At 70.8% G+C, this 16,493-nt stretch carries 9 protein-coding genes; 1 reads left to right on the top strand and 8 read right to left on the bottom strand.

Annotated features, from left to right (window positions below; translation table 11 throughout):
* Window positions 1–39: 39 nt before the first annotated feature.
* Both metG and IPK71_33305 read right to left on the bottom strand, forming a co-directional pair.
* Entirely contained in the window at window positions 40–2,037 is a 1,998-nt protein-coding gene (gene metG, locus IPK71_33310; protein MBK8218636.1) for a methionine--tRNA ligase, read from the bottom strand.
* Window positions 2,038–2,050: 13 nt separating this feature from the next.
* Window positions 2,051–3,046 (bottom strand): hypothetical protein, encoded by a 996-nt coding sequence (locus IPK71_33305; GenBank protein MBK8218635.1) that lies wholly within the window; start codon window positions 3,044–3,046, stop codon window positions 2,051–2,053.
* A 309-nt stretch (window positions 3,047–3,355) separates the two neighbouring features.
* On the opposite strand from IPK71_33305, the gene IPK71_33300 reads away from it, so the two are divergent.
* Entirely contained in the window at window positions 3,356–3,898 is a 543-nt protein-coding gene (locus IPK71_33300) for a hypothetical protein (protein ID MBK8218634.1), read from the top strand.
* 7 nt (window positions 3,899–3,905) lie between these two features.
* Here the strand turns inward: IPK71_33300 and mukB are convergent, their stop codons facing one another.
* From mukB to IPK71_33270, 6 genes are all read right to left on the bottom strand, one after another.
* The gene (mukB, locus tag IPK71_33295) at window positions 3,906–8,378 is read right to left on the bottom strand and encodes a chromosome partition protein MukB (protein MBK8218633.1); all 4,473 of its coding nucleotides are present in this window, start codon (window positions 8,376–8,378) and stop codon (window positions 3,906–3,908) included.
* A complete protein-coding gene (locus IPK71_33290; GenBank protein ID MBK8218632.1) occupies window positions 8,375–9,205 on the bottom strand; it encodes a chromosome partition protein MukE in 831 nt (276 codons plus the stop codon). Before IPK71_33290 ends, mukB begins: the two co-directional genes overlap by 4 nt.
* Window positions 9,202–10,518, bottom strand: coding sequence for a condensin subunit MukF (locus tag IPK71_33285; GenBank protein ID MBK8218631.1), 1,317 nt, complete (start codon window positions 10,516–10,518; stop codon window positions 9,202–9,204). Before IPK71_33285 ends, IPK71_33290 begins: the two co-directional genes overlap by 4 nt.
* 90 nt (window positions 10,519–10,608) lie before the next feature.
* Window positions 10,609–12,003 carry a protein kinase gene (locus tag IPK71_33280; GenBank protein ID MBK8218630.1) on the bottom strand — a complete coding sequence of 465 codons (1,395 nt, stop codon included), beginning with the start codon at window positions 12,001–12,003 and terminating at the stop codon, window positions 10,609–10,611.
* Between the two features lie 269 nt (window positions 12,004–12,272).
* The gene (locus IPK71_33275; protein ID MBK8218629.1) at window positions 12,273–13,811 is read right to left on the bottom strand and encodes an aldehyde dehydrogenase family protein; all 1,539 of its coding nucleotides are present in this window, start codon (window positions 13,809–13,811) and stop codon (window positions 12,273–12,275) included.
* A gap of 105 nt (window positions 13,812–13,916) precedes the next feature.
* Window positions 13,917–16,370, bottom strand: coding sequence for a hypothetical protein (locus IPK71_33270; protein ID MBK8218628.1), 2,454 nt, complete (start codon window positions 16,368–16,370; stop codon window positions 13,917–13,919).
* Window positions 16,371–16,493: the final 123 nt, after the last annotated feature.

Raw genomic sequence — 16,493 nt, 5'->3', positions numbered from 1 at the left:
GGCGTGCCCGCGACGCCGATCGCCACGGGCACGTCCGGCTCACTTGAGGCGCGCGCCGGGGGCCACGTCGTCGGGCGCGGTGGCGAGCGAGAGCTTCTCGGAGGGGCCCGTCGCGAGCACCATGCCGTGCGACACGAGGCCCTTGCCGAAGTCACGCGGGGCGAGGTTCGCGACGACGACGACGCGGCGGCCCGTGAGCGCCTCGGGGGCGAACGTGAGCGCGAGGCCGGCGATGATCGTCCTAGGGGCCTCTTCGCCGAGGTCGACCGTGAGCTTGAGCAGCTTGTCCTTCTTGGGCACCTTCTCGCACGCCGTCACGAGGCCGACGCGCAGGTCGACCTTCTCGAAGTCGGCGTAGGTGATCGGTGCGGCCTTGGCCTCTTCGCTCGGGGCGTCGGCGGGCTTTCCGGGGGCGGGGGCTTCGGGGGCTTTTTCTTGGGATTCCATCTTGGGGACGAGCTCGTCGAGGAGCGCCTTGGTCTGGTCTTTGTCGTAGGTGGGGAAGAGCGGTGTCGCAGGTGGGAGATCGGTGCCGCCGGGGACCGGGGCGAAGGTCTTCGGGAAGAGATCGAGCCCGGGCCCTGGGGCGAGCTTCGGGAGGCCGAGCTGGGCGAGCAGGGCCGCGCTCTTCTCGGGCATCACGGGCCAAATCGCTTGGCCCATGAGCCGGAGCACCTCGAGCAACGCCGCGAGCACGGTCTCGGCGCGCGCCGTGTCGGGCTGCTTGACGAGCACCCAGGGAGCCGCGCGATCGACGTACTGGTTCGCGCGCGACGACACCTCCCACGTGAGCTCGATGGCGCGGTTGATCTCGAGGTTTTCCCATGCGGTGCGGGCCTCGGCGAGCTTCGCCTCGACGTCACGCACGAGCTCGAGCTCGAGCTCCGTGGGTGTCCCGTAGGTGGGGCGCTTCCCCGTGGGCAGCTTCGCGACGAGGCCGAGCGTTCGCTGGAGCAGGTTGCCGAGGTTCTTCCCGAGGTCGGCGTTGTAGCGCTCGATCATCGCCGCGTGGTCGAAGTCGCCGTCCTGCCCGAACGCGACGCCGCGGAGGAGCTGGTACCGGATCACGTCGGGCCCGAGCCTCTCGGCGAGGCGCAGCGGATCGACCGCGTTGCGGAGGCTCTTCGACATCTTCTGGCCGTCGACCGTCAAGAACCCGTGCGCGAACACGGTGCTCGGCAGCTCGTCCTCGCCGTAGCCCGCCGCCATCAGGAACGCGGGCCAATACACGGTGTGGAAACGTAGGATGTCCTTCCCGACGAGGTGCACGACCCGCGCGTCGCGGCCTGCCTTCGGCCAGAACGTGTCGAGCACGCCCTTCGACGCGAGCGCGCTCATGTAGTTCGTGAGGGCGTCGAACCAGACGTACATCACGTGGCCGTCGTGTCCGGGCACCGGGATGCCCCACGTGAAGCTCGTGCGCGAGACCGAGAGATCGCGGAGCCCCTCTTTGACGAAGGCGACGACCTCGTTCTTGCGCTCCCGAGGGCGGATGAAGTCGGGGTGCGACTCGTAGAGGGCGAGCAGGCGATCTTGGAACTTCGAGAGCCGGAAGAAGAACGTGCTCTCCTTCACGCGCTCGACGGGCTTCTTGTGGAGCGGGCAGAGGTTCCCGGGTTGCTCGAGCTCCTTCTCGGTCTTGAAGGACTCGCACCCGACGCAGTACCAGTCCTCGTACTGACCTTCGTAGAGGTCGCCGCGCGCCTCGATCTTCTTCCAGAGCTCCGCGACGAAGGCCTTGTGGGACGCGTCGGTCGTGCGAACGAAATGATCCGGCTCGACGAGGAGCTTCGGCCAGGCGGCGCGGAACGCGGCGCTGGTGCCGTCGACGAAGGCTTGAGGGCTCATGCCCATGGCCACCGCCTGACGCTCGATCTTGAGGCCGTGCTCGTCGGTGCCGGTGAGGAAGAACGTCTCGTCGCCCATGAGCGCGTGCACGCGCCGGAGGGCGTCGGCGCATACCGTGGTGTAGGCCGTGCCGAGGTGCGGCACGTCGTTCACGTAGTAGATGGGGGTCGTGACGGCGAAGCGGCTCATGAGGCCGCCTCTATCACGAATCGGACGTCGAGCTGCGGGCCGCCTTGCCTTGGCCGTGCGGAGGGGCGGTGGGGGCCCGCTTCGGCGCCGGCGCCATGTCGAGCGCGCGGCGCAACGGCAGCATGAACATGCGATCGATCGCGACGCGAAGCTCCCTCGGGGGTGGGGTCTCGCTCGTCTGCGCGAGGATGCGAATCTCCGAAGAGCGCCCGCCGAGGGACTTGGCGCTGCGCGGGATCACGTCGAGCGGCATGGGCGCGACGAGCACGAGCTCGTGGCCCCGCTGCTTGATCCACGTGGCCTGGTAGAGCGTGCTCACGGCCCCCGCCGACTCGTGGAACACGAACGGGCGCCAATCGAGCGGGGAGCGGAGGTCGAAAGAGCGCTCCCCGAGCTGGATTTCGCTGCCCTCGAGCACGAGCGGATCGCCCCGGGACGTCGACAAATACAGGGACGAGAGGGCCGCCGGGGACGTGCGTTCGAGGGCCCTCACGAGCGAGAGCGCGTCCTCGGCGTCGAGCCCACCCGAGCTCCCGTCGACGTCGAGCGCGTCCCCCTCCGGGACCGTGGACGCCAGGGCGACGAGCTCGGCGCGGCACGCTTCGTCTGCGCCATCGAGGAACACGGGGACGAAGCGCGTGGCTTCGCGGGTGGTGAACGCGAGCAGCACCCGCGTACGCCTGCGGTTGGCGAGCACCGTGACGCCGAAGGGCTCGGTCGTGGCGAGGAGAGTGACCTCTCGACCGTCGAGGACCCGCACGAGCCGCTCGCCGCGCAGCTCAAGGTGGCCTCGCGCCGGTGGCCGGCGCAGCGCACGCCCGACGAGCACGAACGCGACCACGAAGAGCGCCGCGCTGGCGAGCTCCAGCCACACGACGCGGGTGAACGCGAGCCCCACGCCAAAGGCCGCGAGCGCGGACACGGACGCCAGCGCCTTCGACCGATCCTTACGGCCGCTCGTGTGGGGAGCCGAGAGCTCGAACCGCAGGCTGGACGGGACCGTCTGCATGCCACTCCGACGTTGAGGTCTTCGATCGAGAGGAGAGCCGAAAGACACGAACCGAAAAGATCGCGCCTCACTATGGCGTAGCACCCGGCTCTCGGCTTGGCCGCAGGCTTCCGCACACGAAGTGCTTTGCCGCAGCGCGGCTACGGGGCCTTCGCTGGACGTTCGCCGGCCGTTCGCCCGAATCGCCGTTCGCCCGTGCCCGAGCGACGTGGGAGGATGTGTGTCCATGTGTCTTCTGGCCACACGGCGGGAAAGGTGGCATCGTCCGCTCGGGCCCACGGGGCGTTCGCCTCGGATCGGAGGAGCGTGATGAAGCGGGTACGTATCGGTCTCGTGGTGGTGGCGTCGGCCCTCGCGGTCGGCATGATGACGGCGCAAGGGTGTGGTGGCACGGAAGAGGTCGCCGACGCGGCGGCCGACACGTCGGTGCCGGACACGTCGGTGCCGGACACGTCGGTCCCGAAGGACGCCGGGAAGGATACGGCGCCGGCGTGCGATCCGAACATCGACCCGTTCAAGAACGTGCAAGATGCATCGGTCGGCGACTCGGGGCTCACGACCGGCCTCTGCGCGGGCTGCGTGAAGTCGAAGTGCAAGGCCGAGGTCGACACCTGCATGAAGGACTGCACCTGCCAGGAGCCGATCATCGCGGTCCTCGAGTGCGTGCTCAAGCCCGGCTCGGGCGGCGTGTCGCAGCAGACGTTGCTCCTCTGCGCCTCGGGTCTCGCCACGGCGCCCCAGAGCGTCCAGACGAACGGCCTTGCGATCGCGGGCTGCATCCAGGACAAGTGTGCGGCCGAGTGCGTGCCCACGGGCCTCCTCGACGGCGGCTTCGACGCCACCCGGGACTGACCGACCCTCAGTCGAACAACGTGGGGCTCGCTCCTTCGTCGGGGCGGGCCCCATTTTCGTCCGGTGAGCCCGGAGCGCCCGAGATCGCGTCGTCCGTGAGACCTTCCGAAGCCTCGCGCAGCGCGCGGCGCCCGCTCACGACCACCTCTTCGCGCCCGGCGTCGTCGGTGCGCCGGACGAGCCTGTAGGTCGTGGCCCCTTCGGCCCGCGCGACCTCCGGGGCCGCCACGAGGAGCTGGAGATCGAGCGACTGGCAGAGGTCGAAGAGCGTCGCCAAGTTGTCTTGCGAGAGGCGGTTCGCCTCGTCGAGGAAGAGAAACCGCATCGAGCCGATCGGGCGGCGCGTGCGGAGCAGGTTCCCGTCGCGCTCCCACTCGGTCAGGATGACCATCAAGATCGCCGCGCCGACCCCGATGCCCTCGCCCGTGGAGAGCTTCGCGGGGGACGCTTGCTCCCAGTCGCTCTTGCCGGCGCGCTGGATGTCGACCGAGAGGAGCAGGTACTCGCGGTAGTCGAGGACGCGCTGTCCACCGGCTCTCCCACCCGCGTATCTCTTCAGGATTTCGGCGAGGGCGTCTTCCACGGCCAGGCGCGGATCGAAGAGGAGCTCCTGGGACGTGCCGTCGCGGAGCGCGTTCAACACCTGGTCCATGCGGGGCTCGCGCGCCATCTGGATGCGGATGCCGCCGATGCTGCCGAAGCGGATCCCCGAAAGGCTCTGGTTCAAGCGACGCACTTGCGCCTTCGCGCGCCGGAGCTGGACGTCGATGCCTCGGGCGACGTCCTCCGACGTGCCCCGCAGGCCGGTCTCTTGATGCGCGAGCCGCGTCTCGAGCGACGCGAGATCGTCCCGCAGGCGCAGGAGCGCCGTCGAGGGATCGGGGAGCGACGCGATGGCGACCGGCAAGCGTCGCCTCAGCCACTCGGTCACGTCGGTCCAGACCGTCAGCGCGGCCTCCGCGAGGGCCCGGTCTCCGACGAGGGTCGCGCGCGGCCTCACGACCTCGGCGAGCTCGGCGCCACCCCGCGCTCTCGCGAGCCTCTCTCCCAGGACCTCGCCCATCGCGCGGGCCTTCTCGAACGAGGCAGGCTCGCCCTCGTCCGGCAGAGGGACCGGGACCTCGGCCACGCGTACCCCTTCGCGGAGCCCTTCGACGAGCCCGATCCACGGCTCGTGCTCGGCCGCGCGCTCGGCGACCGCGCGGAGGGCCTCCTCCAAGGCTCGCTCGGCGTTCGCGTGGCGCTCCTCGAGGACGGCCAGCGTGACGGACATGCCGTCGAGCGCGCGCGCGGCCGCCGTGACCGCGAGCGCTGCCTCGGCGGCGCAAAGCTCCGCGGCCTTCACGTCGTCCTCGGTGGTCGCCTCACGGCCACCCTCGCGGAGCTCGCCCTCGAGTCGCTCGATCTCGGACCGGCACGCCGCGAGCGCCAGCTCGGCCTCGTACGCCGCACGCGACGCTCGCTCCCAGGTGGCGTCCGCTTCGGCCACGGTCTTCTCGAGGGCCTCGGCCTCCGCGCGTGCCTGCACGTGCGCCTCCTCGAGGGCGGGCACGACGGTCGCGCGCTCGGCGAGGAGGCGCTCGGCGTCGCGGTGGACGATGGCGCCCGCGGCCGTCTCGGCGTCCTCGAGGGCGACCACGGCCCGGTAGAGGGCGTCGCGTTCGCGGGCGCACGTGTCTCTCGTCGCGCGTGTCGTCTCGTCGTTCGGCGGCTCTCCTGCGAGCGCGTGCGCGAGGCGCGAGAGGGTCGCGTAGTCGGCGGCCTTCTCGGCGAGCTCCCGAGCGCATTCTTCGGCCTTCGCGAGGGCGGCCTCGAGCCCTCGCTCGCGCTCGGTGTGGTCCGGGAGCTCGAGCAGGTGGCCTTCGCTTAGAAGTGCTCGTAACGGTTCGGATTTTTGTCGAAGGCCGGCCGCCTCCCCGCGCGCCGCTCCGAGGTCTCGAGCGGCGACCTCGGCCTCCTCGTCGAGGCGGGCTATGTCGGCCCGCGCCGCCGCGAGCGCAGGCGAAGGATCTCCGGCCTCGAGGATCACGAAGTCGACGAAGAGCGTGTCGAGGGAGCGGTGGGCCTCGTCGAGGCGGGCCGCGTTCGTTCGCTCTTCGTCGATACCCTTCCGGAGCATCGCCGCGTCCTCACGGAGCCTGACTGCGCGGCTTCGTCGAGCGCTCGCGCCGAGCGACGGCTCCTTCGGCAGGCGCGTGACCCTTAGGCCGAAGGGCTCGGCGACGACGACGTCGCCTCCCGCCTCGCCGACGATGGTGCCGGTCGTGGCTTCGGCGTCCGGCCGAACGAGCAGCACGGTGTCGACGTCGCGCGCTTTGCCGACGACGTCGCGTAGCGCCGCCTCCGGCGACTCGACGACGATGCCCGCGACGAGCTCGCCCAAGGCGGCCTCTTTCCGCGCGGCGTCGTCGACGTCGAGGTCCTCGAACCGAAGGGAGAAGAGCTCCCCGTCGAGCTCGTCCCGGAGGCGCAGGATCTCCCGGTCGAACGAGGGGCCGGGGCGTTCGAGCCGCTCGACCTCGTCGGCGATGGAGGTGGCCCGGGCTTCGAGGTCGCGGAGCCTGTCCCGGGACGATTGCCGCAGATCGTCGAGGCGAGCGCGCGCGGCGTGGGGGTCGAGCCTCGAGCCCGCGGGGAGGCCGAGCACGCCGGCGAGCCGCTCGGCCATGGATGCGGCAGCCGAGTACCTCGTGACCACGGCGGTCAGCGCGAGGACACGCTCTTTTGCTGCGTCGCGGGCGGCGGTGCTCGAGGCGGCCTTCGCCGCGAGCCGCTCGGTGAGCAGCGAGAGATCCCCGAGGCGGCGATCGGCGGTCGCGACGGCTTGGGCCACCGTCGCGTGACAGCCCGCCCCGGGGGCGTCGAAGCCCAAGCCCCGCGCGCTCTCCGCGAGGTCACGTTGGCGCCGCGCGAGGGCACGGGCTTCCGCGAGCTCGCGCCGGAGCCCCTCCACTTTGTTCGCCTCCGCCTCGAGGCGCGCGCCCTCGGCGAGCACGGGCTTGGGGCTCACCTCGGCGTGGGGGGCCTCGGCGCCCGTGAGGCGCGCGAGCGCACCGAGCGCCTCTGACCGTTCGGCCCGTCGCACGTCGCTCGTCGCGAGGTCCCTCTCGAGCTTGGTGAGCCTCTGATCGGCGAGCCCGAGCGCCGCGCGCGCGTCGCGGAGCTCGATCGCGACGGAGCTCGGGTCGAGAGGCACGAGGCGTCCGAGGTGGGTCCCGGCATCTCCCAGGGCCGCCCGTAGCCTCCGGGAGGCCGCGGCGCTCGTGTGCAAGTCGTCGAGCCCGGACTGCACGTCGGCGAGGCCGCGGGCCGCACGATCGTAGGCATCGCGCGCGCGGTCCCTCGCCACGCGTCGTTCGTCGCGGTGGGCGACGGCGAGGTCGCGCTCCGCCGCACGCTCCGTGTAGGTGCGCGTGAGGTCTTGTGCGTGACGTCGCTCTTCGTCGAGCCGCTTCTCGAGCGCCCGCGCCGCGAGCGTGGCTTCGACGTCGGCGCGTCGTTCTTCGAGGCGGGTCCGGGCGCGGTCCTGCTCGTTCGCGAGCGCACGTTTCTCGTCGCGGGCGACCGCGAGCTCCGACGCGAGCTCGGCGACCACGGCCCGCGCCGCGTCTCGGGCTGCTTCGGCCTCGCGTCGTCGCGTGGCGAGCTCCCGGTCGATCGCGAAGGCCGCCCCCAGCGCGGACGCGACCGTGGCCCGCGCGGCGTCGTGCACCGCGGAGAGCTCGCGCTCGAGCACACGCGCCTCGGCCACCTCGGTGCGCGTCCTGTGGCACGCGTCGAGGTTCGCGCGCATGTGGGTGAGGGTCTCGGAGAGGCCGGGCTCCTCCCGCAGCAAGAACGAGCGCAGCTCCCCCGTGATGGCCTTCGAGATCCCGCCGGTCATGCTCGTGCGGAGCATCTCGTTCAGCTTGGTGCGATCTTCGTCCGACGCGAGCCGGAGCGGCGTGATGCCGAGGTCGAAGAGGGCCGTGAAGTAGTCGCGAGCCGAGGAAAATAGGTCGATCGTGCCACCTCTCGCGCGGACCGCCGCGACGACGTCGTCGAGCTTGGGCACGACGTCCTCGCCGCCGTCGCTCGAGAGCAAGATCCCCTTCAAGCTCCCGTCGAGGTCGAGCCGACGCACGAGGAACGGCGACAGCTCCACCTGAGGCTCGGTCTTTCGCACGAGGCACACGCCCATGACGAGCCGCTCGGTCCCCACGTCGACCTCGATGGCGGCGTACGAGGGCCTCCCCGGCTCACCGAGGCGCCCGTAGACGCCCTTGTCGGCCGAGGTCGCGCCGCTCCCTTCTCCGACGTTGGAGAAGCGGAGGCGCGTCATGTCGGGCATGAGCACGACGTACGCGGCCACCATCACGGTGGTCTTGCCGGCGCCGTTCGCGCCCTCGAGCGCGGTCACGCTGCGATCGAGGAGGTAGCGCTCGTAGAACACGCCCTTCCAGTTCACGAGCGCGAGCGCGGTCGCCTTCGCTCGGTTCATGGCTCGTCCGACGGGGCCCCGGGGAGATCGTGATCGACGGGCGGGTCTTCGGTGGGAGCGTCCTCGTCGGCTCGGGGCTCGGCCTCGTGCTCCGCGCGGGTCGCCTCGGGAGGGTCGCTCGTGGGGCTCGTCGCGTCGGCCGCGCCATCGTCGTCGAGGGCGTCGTGGTCGTGGTCGTCGTCGTCGTCGAACGTGTGCTCGTCGCCCGTGACGAGCAGCTCACCCTCGGCCGCGAGGCGGGCGAGCACGGCCTCGCTCGGCTCGGAGAGGCGCGCCGGTTCGGCGAACCGTAGGAGCGCGGGGCCGAGCTTGGTGCGACCTTCGCGGTCCGTCGCCGCGAACCCGAGCGATGCGAGCTTCTTCATGGCGTCGTTCACGCGCGCGCGCACGCCCTCCTGCGCGACGCGCTCGTCGATCTTCTTCTTCCCAGGGAAAAACGCTCGAACGAGGTCGTCCGTGCCGAGCACCGAGGCGAGCTGCCCGAGCACGTCGTCACGCGTGACCGTGCCCCCGTGCTCCACCGTCCGAGGGTCGAGGTAGAGCAGCGCCATCGCCTGACCGACCAGCATCTCGATGGGGCGGAGGTACCGTTTTCCCAGCTTGTCCGACGTGGGGAGAAGGTAAAAATAGCCGTCGGGCTTGTGGACGAGCTCGGCCCCGAACCGCTCGTAGAAGGCCTCGAGGTAGGGCCTCGCCTCGGTGAGGAACGTGTACAGGGCGAGGTCGTCGGCGTCGACGTGACGGCCGCGACGGAGCGCGAGGTCGGCGTCCGGGAAGAGCGGATCGGCCACCACGTCCTCGAGCCGTACGAAGCGGGGAGAGCTCACAGCGCTACGCCCTTTCGTGGCAGCGTCCACTCCTCGAGCTCGTAGCCGTCTCCCGTCGGGATCCAGGCGCGCTCGGCGCGGGCGAGTGGGCGCACGAGCTTGCCCGCGATCTCGGCCACCCGGCCCGCCGCGACGAACCGCGCCTCTGCCGGGGTGTCTCGGGTCGTCCTCTCGGTGAGCGCGCTCAACGTGGGGACGCCCTCGGTGAGCGCCGCCGTCACGGCCGCCTCGAGCACTTCGCGTGGGTCGGGGCCTTCGTCGGTCGTCTCGAGCTCGGGCTCACGAGGCTTCTTGGGGCGCTTCACCGGGGGCCCGTCGTCGCGTGGGGGAGGGCCGTCTCGGAGGAGCCACGGCGGCGCCTCGCCCGCGACCACCAGCGAGAACTTCCGCCCCACCGCGCCGCCGAGCTGGTCGCGGAGCCGCTGCGTGAGCGCTCGGGACGGGTCGAGCCGCACCACGTCGCGGAGGAACCTATGTACGTACTGGTAGTACTCGGAGAAGGCGCGCTGCCTCGCGGTGCCCCAGGCCGCTACACGGTCGACCTGCTCCATGACCGCGCGCGCGGCGTCGACCGACGGCTCGGAGCCCGCCGAGGCCGCGAGGTCTTGCACGTCCTGCAAGAGGCCCTGCGCCGCGTGCGTGTCGCGCAAGATGACCTCGCCCAGCTCGCGCAGGGTGCGTCCGGTCGCGTCGAGGAGCTCTTGGCACCGCTCGACCGCCCCGAACCAATCGGCGCGCAAGAGCTCACCGACCTCGTGCCGCAGCTCTTCTTGTTGGAGGTCGAACCCCCTCTGCCGGCGCTGTATGCCCGACACGAGGTCACGCACCGTCACCCGGAGCGGCGCTTCTACCGCGTCGCGGAAGGCCTCCGGGGTGTGCACGAGCGCGGCCCCTTGGGCCACGATCCCGCCGAGGCTCGTCAGCAAGGTACGCATGAGCAACGTGAGCGCCTCTCGGGTGAGGGCGTCCTCGTCGAGGAAGAACTCGGCGATGGCGGTGCCGAGGCGCGTGAGGGCGAACTCGCCGCGCCGGACGACCCCCGCGTGATCGACGCGCGAGAGCGTGCGTTGGTCGCGCAGCCTGCGGATCGCGTGCGTCGCGCGGCGCCTGCTCTTGCCCTCGTCGACGAAGGTCATCACCTCTTCGAACACGTCGACGAGGGTGGGCTCGTCGAACGACGCGAGCGCCGAACGAGACCCGCGGAGGTGCAGCGCCGCGAGGAAGACGACGTCGGTCGACCCGAGCTCGAGTGCCGGTTTTTGCCGGGCCAAAGCGAGCAAGACGTCTTTCGGGGCGCGTGTCTCGGTCTCCAAGGGTATGCCCTCCGTAGATGGCCGCGCACGGATCCGCAACAGGATCGTTCGTCCAGCGGTCGGTCGTGCGTGCGAGGACCGATGCCGCCCTCACGCGCGAATCACGAGCAACGCCACGGCCACGATCGCGAGCACGATGGCCACCCCGAGCGCGACGAACGGCCACATCGGACCGCTCTGCTTCTCGGGCACGAGCACGGTGGGCGCTTGCCGTCGGGCCGCCGCAGGCACCGGCTCTGCGAACCTGGGCCCGTGCGAGGAGCCCGGAGGGTGGTACGGCGCCATGAGCGGGGCCGTCTTGCCGCGCGCCGCGGGCCTCGCGGCAGGCTCGGGGCTGGGCTGTGGCGCCGGCACGGAGGGCGAAGGGAGGCGGCCCAGAGGTACCGTTTTCTGTGGAATTCTACGGGGTTGCGCGGCCTCTGTCGGCGCGGCTGCCACGGCGGCTTGGGGAGCCTGGATCTCTTCCGGGGTAGGGCTCAACGACGGCGCGAGCCCGGGTGCGTCGCTCGCTCGGAGCTCCGGTGGAGGGGCCGTGGGGAGCTCGGCCGACGCCCGTTGCGCCGACGTGATGGGCGCGGGCCGCGGCCCGATCGTGGGGAGATCGTCGTCGAAGTCGGGGGGAGGGAGGCTCTCGGCGAGAGAGGCGAGGGCCTCTTTGAGCTCGTTCGCGGTCTGGTACCGGTCCTCGGGCCTCTTCGCGAGGCAGCGCTCGATGATCACCTCGAACATCGGGTCGGAGTCCGGCGGGAAGGGCGGGAGCGGGGCGTTCTGGATTTTGTGGAGGAGGAGCGCGAGGGACGGATCCTCGAATGGGTGCCGTTGGAGGACGAGCTGGTAGAGCATGATGCCCATCGCCCAGATGTCCGCGCGACGATCGACCGTGCGGGAGGACACGATCTGCTCCGGCGGCACGTAGAGGGGCGAGCCGACGATGGTGTAGGTGCCCGTGACCTCTTTGTTGTCGGCGGTGTCTTTGGCGATGCCGAAGTCGAGGAGCTTGGCCACGGGCTCTCCCGAGTCGCTCGTGACGATGAACACGTTCTCGGGCTTGAGATCGCGGTGGATGATGCCCTTGTCGTGGGCCGCGATGAGCCCGTCGCAGACCTGCATCAGCAAGTTGGCCGCGAGGGGCAGCGCGAGCTTCGAGCGCTCCGAGATCGTCTCGAGGTTTTCGCCTTGGAGGAGCTCGAGCACCAGGTAGAGCCGCCCGTCCTTCAGGGAGCCGGCGTCGTAGACACGGGTGATCTGCGGCACTTGGAGGCTCGCCAAGATGCGGGCCTCGCGCACGAACCGCTCACGCAGCTCGCGGTTGCCGACCATGTTCGCGTTCATGACCTTGATCGCGACGGGTTGGTCGAGCAGCGTTTGCCGTCCGCGCAAAAGCAACGACATGCCGCCCTGCGCGAGGGGGCCCGTCACCAGGTAACGGTCGCCGAGCGCGTCCTGGACGAGGTCGAGCGTTTGGTCGAGGGATTGTCGGTCCACGGGAGAACGAGCGAGGGCCTTCTCGAACGATGGTAGCGGGCTCGGGTCGGGGCGTGCGAATTATCGGCCGACCTGGGTACTCCCCGATCCGGTTCAACGGCTGAGGTCGATCGGACGTCACGACGCACGCGCAAGTGGCCGAAAGGAGTAGTCTTCTCTCCAGGTGGGGGCGCCACGACGCGCGCCGTCCCTCGGCGAGGTGAGCCGAGGGCGCGGGGGGCGTGACGCCGGATCGTTGCCAGCCTCGTTCGCGCCCGAGCCGCCCGCGCTCAGCGAACCGAAGGGAGCTGGGTGTAGTCGTCGAAGTTTCCGAAGAGGCGCTCGTCCTTCTCTCCGACGGTGACGGCGAGCACGAGGTACTTGCCGCCGACGAACGAGCCGCGCCACGACTCGCCGATGCCACCGAAGGCCTCGTCGCGGTCTCCTCGGCTGCGGATTTTGTTCACGCCGACCTTGAACCCGCGCACCTGCGAGGCGAGGCGCTTGGCGACGGCGTCGTCGTCCGAGGCGATGCTGGCGACGAGCGAGCCGTTCGACACGTTCATCTCGGCGACGAGCTCGTCCTTCGTGGTCACCGGCACGAGGCTGTCGATCGGGCCGAACGCCTCGGCGTGGTAGAGGGCGTTGCCGCGGGGCACGCCGAGCAGCGAGACCGGCGCGAAGTACGACGACGTATCTTGGCCCGAGAGGAGGCGCGCCGAGTCGATGCGCCCCTCGAAGAGGGCGACGGCGCCGCCCGAGATCGCCGACGACGTGAGGGCGAGCAGCTCCTCGACCTTCTTCGCGTTGATGAGCGGGCCGAAGTCGAGATCGGGGTACGGGTCGCCGGCCTTCTCGACGGCGAGCGGGTGCCCGAACTTGAGGCTCGCGAGCATCGGGAGGTAGTGCTCGAGGAACCGCGGGAAGAGGCGGCGCTCGATCACGATCCGCGGGTACGCGGTGCAGCGCTGCTTCCCGTACTCGAAGCCCTTCTTCAGGATCTTCATGAGCGCGGGCCAGTCGGTGTAGTCCCAGATGCCCCAGGCGTTGAGGCCCTCCATCTCGAGCATGTGGCGCTTGCCGCGATCGACGAGGCTCGTCGCGATGTCGCGCCCGCTGGCCTTGCCGCCGACGAACGCGAGGCACTCGATCGACTCGTGGCGCACGAGGGCCTCCGAGAGCCGACCCCCGCTCCCGCTCACGAGCGAGACCGGGAGCCCGTGGCGCCGCGCGAGCGCGAACGCGATCGTGAGCGTGAACGCGCCGCCGTCCGTGGGGGTCTTGGCGATGGCGGCGTTGCCCACGAGCACCTGAACCAGCACCGCGTGCATGAGCACGCTCATCGGGTAGTTCCACGACGCGATGTTCGAGATGAGCCCGAGGGGTGCTCGGCCGGCGCTCATGACCTCGGCCTCGTCGAGGTACCACCGCACGCCGTCGATGCAGCGGTCGACGTCGCTCTCGGCGAGGCGCATCGGCTTGCCGATCTCCCACGCGAGCGTGAGGGCGAGCAGCTCTCGGTTCTGCTGGAGATCCGCGAGCACCGCCTCGACCCTGCGCCGCCGCTCGTGGTACGGGAGCTCGCCCCAGGCCGATTGCTCCTTGTGCGCCGACTTCACGGCCGCCGAGGCCGTCGCGAGGTCGATCATCGGGAGGGCGTAGAGCTCGGTGCCGTCGTTCGGGGAGAAGAAGCGGCTCGGGCTGCCCGGGTGCCCCCACGCGCCGTCGATGAGGTTGAGCAGCCGCTCGCCTTGGAACGCCTCGGGGCAGAGGGCGCGGGCGCGGACGGCGACGTTGGACCAGCTCGAGGTCTCGGGTACGTGGAGCATCGCCGCGGGTTATCGAATCTCGGCTCGGAGGGCAACCCAACGCGTCGCGTCGAGTGTTCTCGCAATGGGATAAGTACGAATTAAATCATGTATTTGCGAGCATCCTTAAGGGGGCGAGAGGAGGCTCAAGAAGTGCACGAGCAGCGCGTCGTCGCGCCGAGCGAGGTACGGGTCGAGGCGGGCACGGACGGCGTCGAGATCGCGCGCGGTGGCCTCGTCGCCGGTCGCGTGCGCGGCGTCGAGGCGTGAGCCGAGGCTGTTCATGAGGGGGTAGAGGCCGCACGTCGAGCAGGGGGCCGGGTACTCGTACCGAACCCACGTGGCGAGGGCCTCGCGCCCGCGTGGCATGTTCCACCCGACGACGTCGACGATGCCTCGTCCGTCCCCCTCGCTCGCCCGGAGCGCGTCCACGAGGACGGCCCCGTCTCCCGTGTAGGCGGCGTTCCAGAGCTTCGTGTTGAGCTCGCGGCCGTCGTCCGCGGCGAGCTGACGTTGCGACGAAGGGTCGAAGGCGCCGACGGCCCTCGCGAACGTGCCGAAGAGGGCGTCGGTCGGTTCGGAGGCTCGAAGGCTGGTCTCGTACTTCGGGTGCGCGGCGAGGGCCTCGACCGCGCGGCCTCGTCGGAGCAAGACGCCGGCGCGTGCCGCACGAGCCTGCCGAAGGTGCACCTCGGCGGCGCGCTCGGCGGCGTCGCGGTCGGGGTCGTAGGTCTTGCGGAGGCGCGCCTCTTCGGCCTCGATCTGGCGCTGACGGACGTCCCAGTCGTCGCTCGTGCCCACGCGCCACATGCGGGACTCCCACTCGGCGCGCTGGTCGTCGGTGTACGACCGCTTCGCGCGCGGCGCGAGGATCCGCTCGGTCTCGTCGAGGATGCCGAGCGCGCCGTCGACGTCCCCGACGAACGCACGCGCGGCGGCGTAGGTCGTCGCAGCGGCGGAGAGCTCGGCGAGCTGCTTCGCTTCCCCCGAGGCGGCGTCCTTCCGGGCCTCGCGGTAGAGCTCGAGGCTCAACGGTTGTGGGAGCTCGAACGCCGCTCGCCTCGGATCGGTGAAGAACGCGCTCGCGTTCGACTCGAGGAAGCAGTGCCCGTAGGCGCACCCCTTGGAGGCCTGCTTTCTGTCGAGCGCGGGGAGGTACCGCCGCACCCTCTCGTCCGGGCCCAGCCCGAGCACGTGCAGGTCCAAGGTGGTGCCCTCTCCGGCCTTTCGCGTCCCGTCGCGGAGGTCGAGCTCGAGCAACGTACAGGGGACCCGCGTCGCTCCCTCGCGCGCGTGGCGTTCGAGCGCGCCCGTGTCGTGGCTGCCTCCGGCGCGGTGGTCGATCGCGTCGACGATGCACTGGAGCTCGTCTTGCGAGCCCTTGGGGCCGTCCCAGTTGGCGAGCAGCGCGTGCGCACCCGTCGCTGCGCGCTCGAAATCGTCGGTGAGAACGTAGGCTGTCACCTCGGAGATCGTGATGGGGAGCTTGGGATCACGCGCGCGGGCGCTCGCGAAGGCACGGGCCGACTCGGCGATCTCGCCGTTCACGAAGCGCGCGCGCGCCACGCGGAACGAGTCCCCGTAGCGCGCGGCGATCTTTGCGGCCTCGTCGGGCCGGTTCGCGAGCGCGTAGTCGTCCGAAGCCATGCCGTAGAAGCCTCGGAGGGTGTCGAGAGAGGCTTGGTCCCTCAAGGTCGCATCGCTCGGGGAAGCGGAGAGGCTCGTCTGGGCGCGCAGCGCGGCGAGGGCTTCGAACCTTCGGAGCGGGGTCGCGGCGGCGATCGTCGCGGCCCCCGGGCTCGATGGCGCAGAGTGCATCGCGAGCTCGCCGACGGCGGCGAGGGCGACGAACGCGAGGGCCGGGAAGGCGAGCACGCGCCCTACGACCTCGGGCCGCGATTGTTCGAGCGGCGACGGGGCGCCTTCGAACGCGACGGGGACGATGCCGGGGTGGTTGCCCTCCTCGCTCGGGCTCAACGTGTACGCGGACGCGGCGACCCGGTAGGACTCGGCGCCCGTCTCGCTCGGGGTGTGCCGGAGCACGCCCTGCGCCCTGACGAGATCGCCGGCGTGGAGCGTCCGTAGCGCGAGGCCGTCCTCGGTCTTGCCTTCGAGCTGGCTCGCGAGCTCCCACAGCGCGACGTGCGCGCGGCGTTTCTCGACCCCCTTCCCGGACTCGCGCGAGCCCACGAGAACTTGCACGTTCCCGTGGAGCGCGACGTGCGCACCCCCGACATCGAGGACGAGCGGCTCGCCGGCCGCCGTGGCCGTGCGCGCGCGCTTCGAGCCCTCCTCCGCGAACGCCATCGCCGCCGGGACGAGGGTCGCGGCGGCGAGCTTTTCGTCGGGTGATCCGGAGACCTTGACTACCTTACCCGACACCACGACGAGCTTCTCAGCCGACGATGGTGCGAGGCTCGACGTGGGCTCTCCGAGGCTCGCGCGGATCGCCTCGGCCCGCCGGCGAAAGGCGCGACGCGGAAGGAGCCAGGCCGCCAGGATCCCCGCGACGCACGCGAGCGCCACGACCGATTCCCACACGAGCTTTCCGTGAACCACGAGCGGCGAGAGTGAGCCCATGGGGCCCATCGACGCCCGGCGCAGACCTTTTGTTCCCGGAGCGCCACCACCGCGACGCCGCGTGGGTCTCGTGGGCGAGCTTCGAGAGCTCGAGCTCGATGGCCGACACGTGGTTCGAGATGC

This window comes from Myxococcales bacterium (genome assembly GCA_016712525.1).
Taxonomy (GTDB): Bacteria; Myxococcota_A; Polyangia; order Polyangiales; family Polyangiaceae; genus JAAFHV01.
This window is presented reverse-complemented; position numbering and strand designations above follow the sequence as displayed.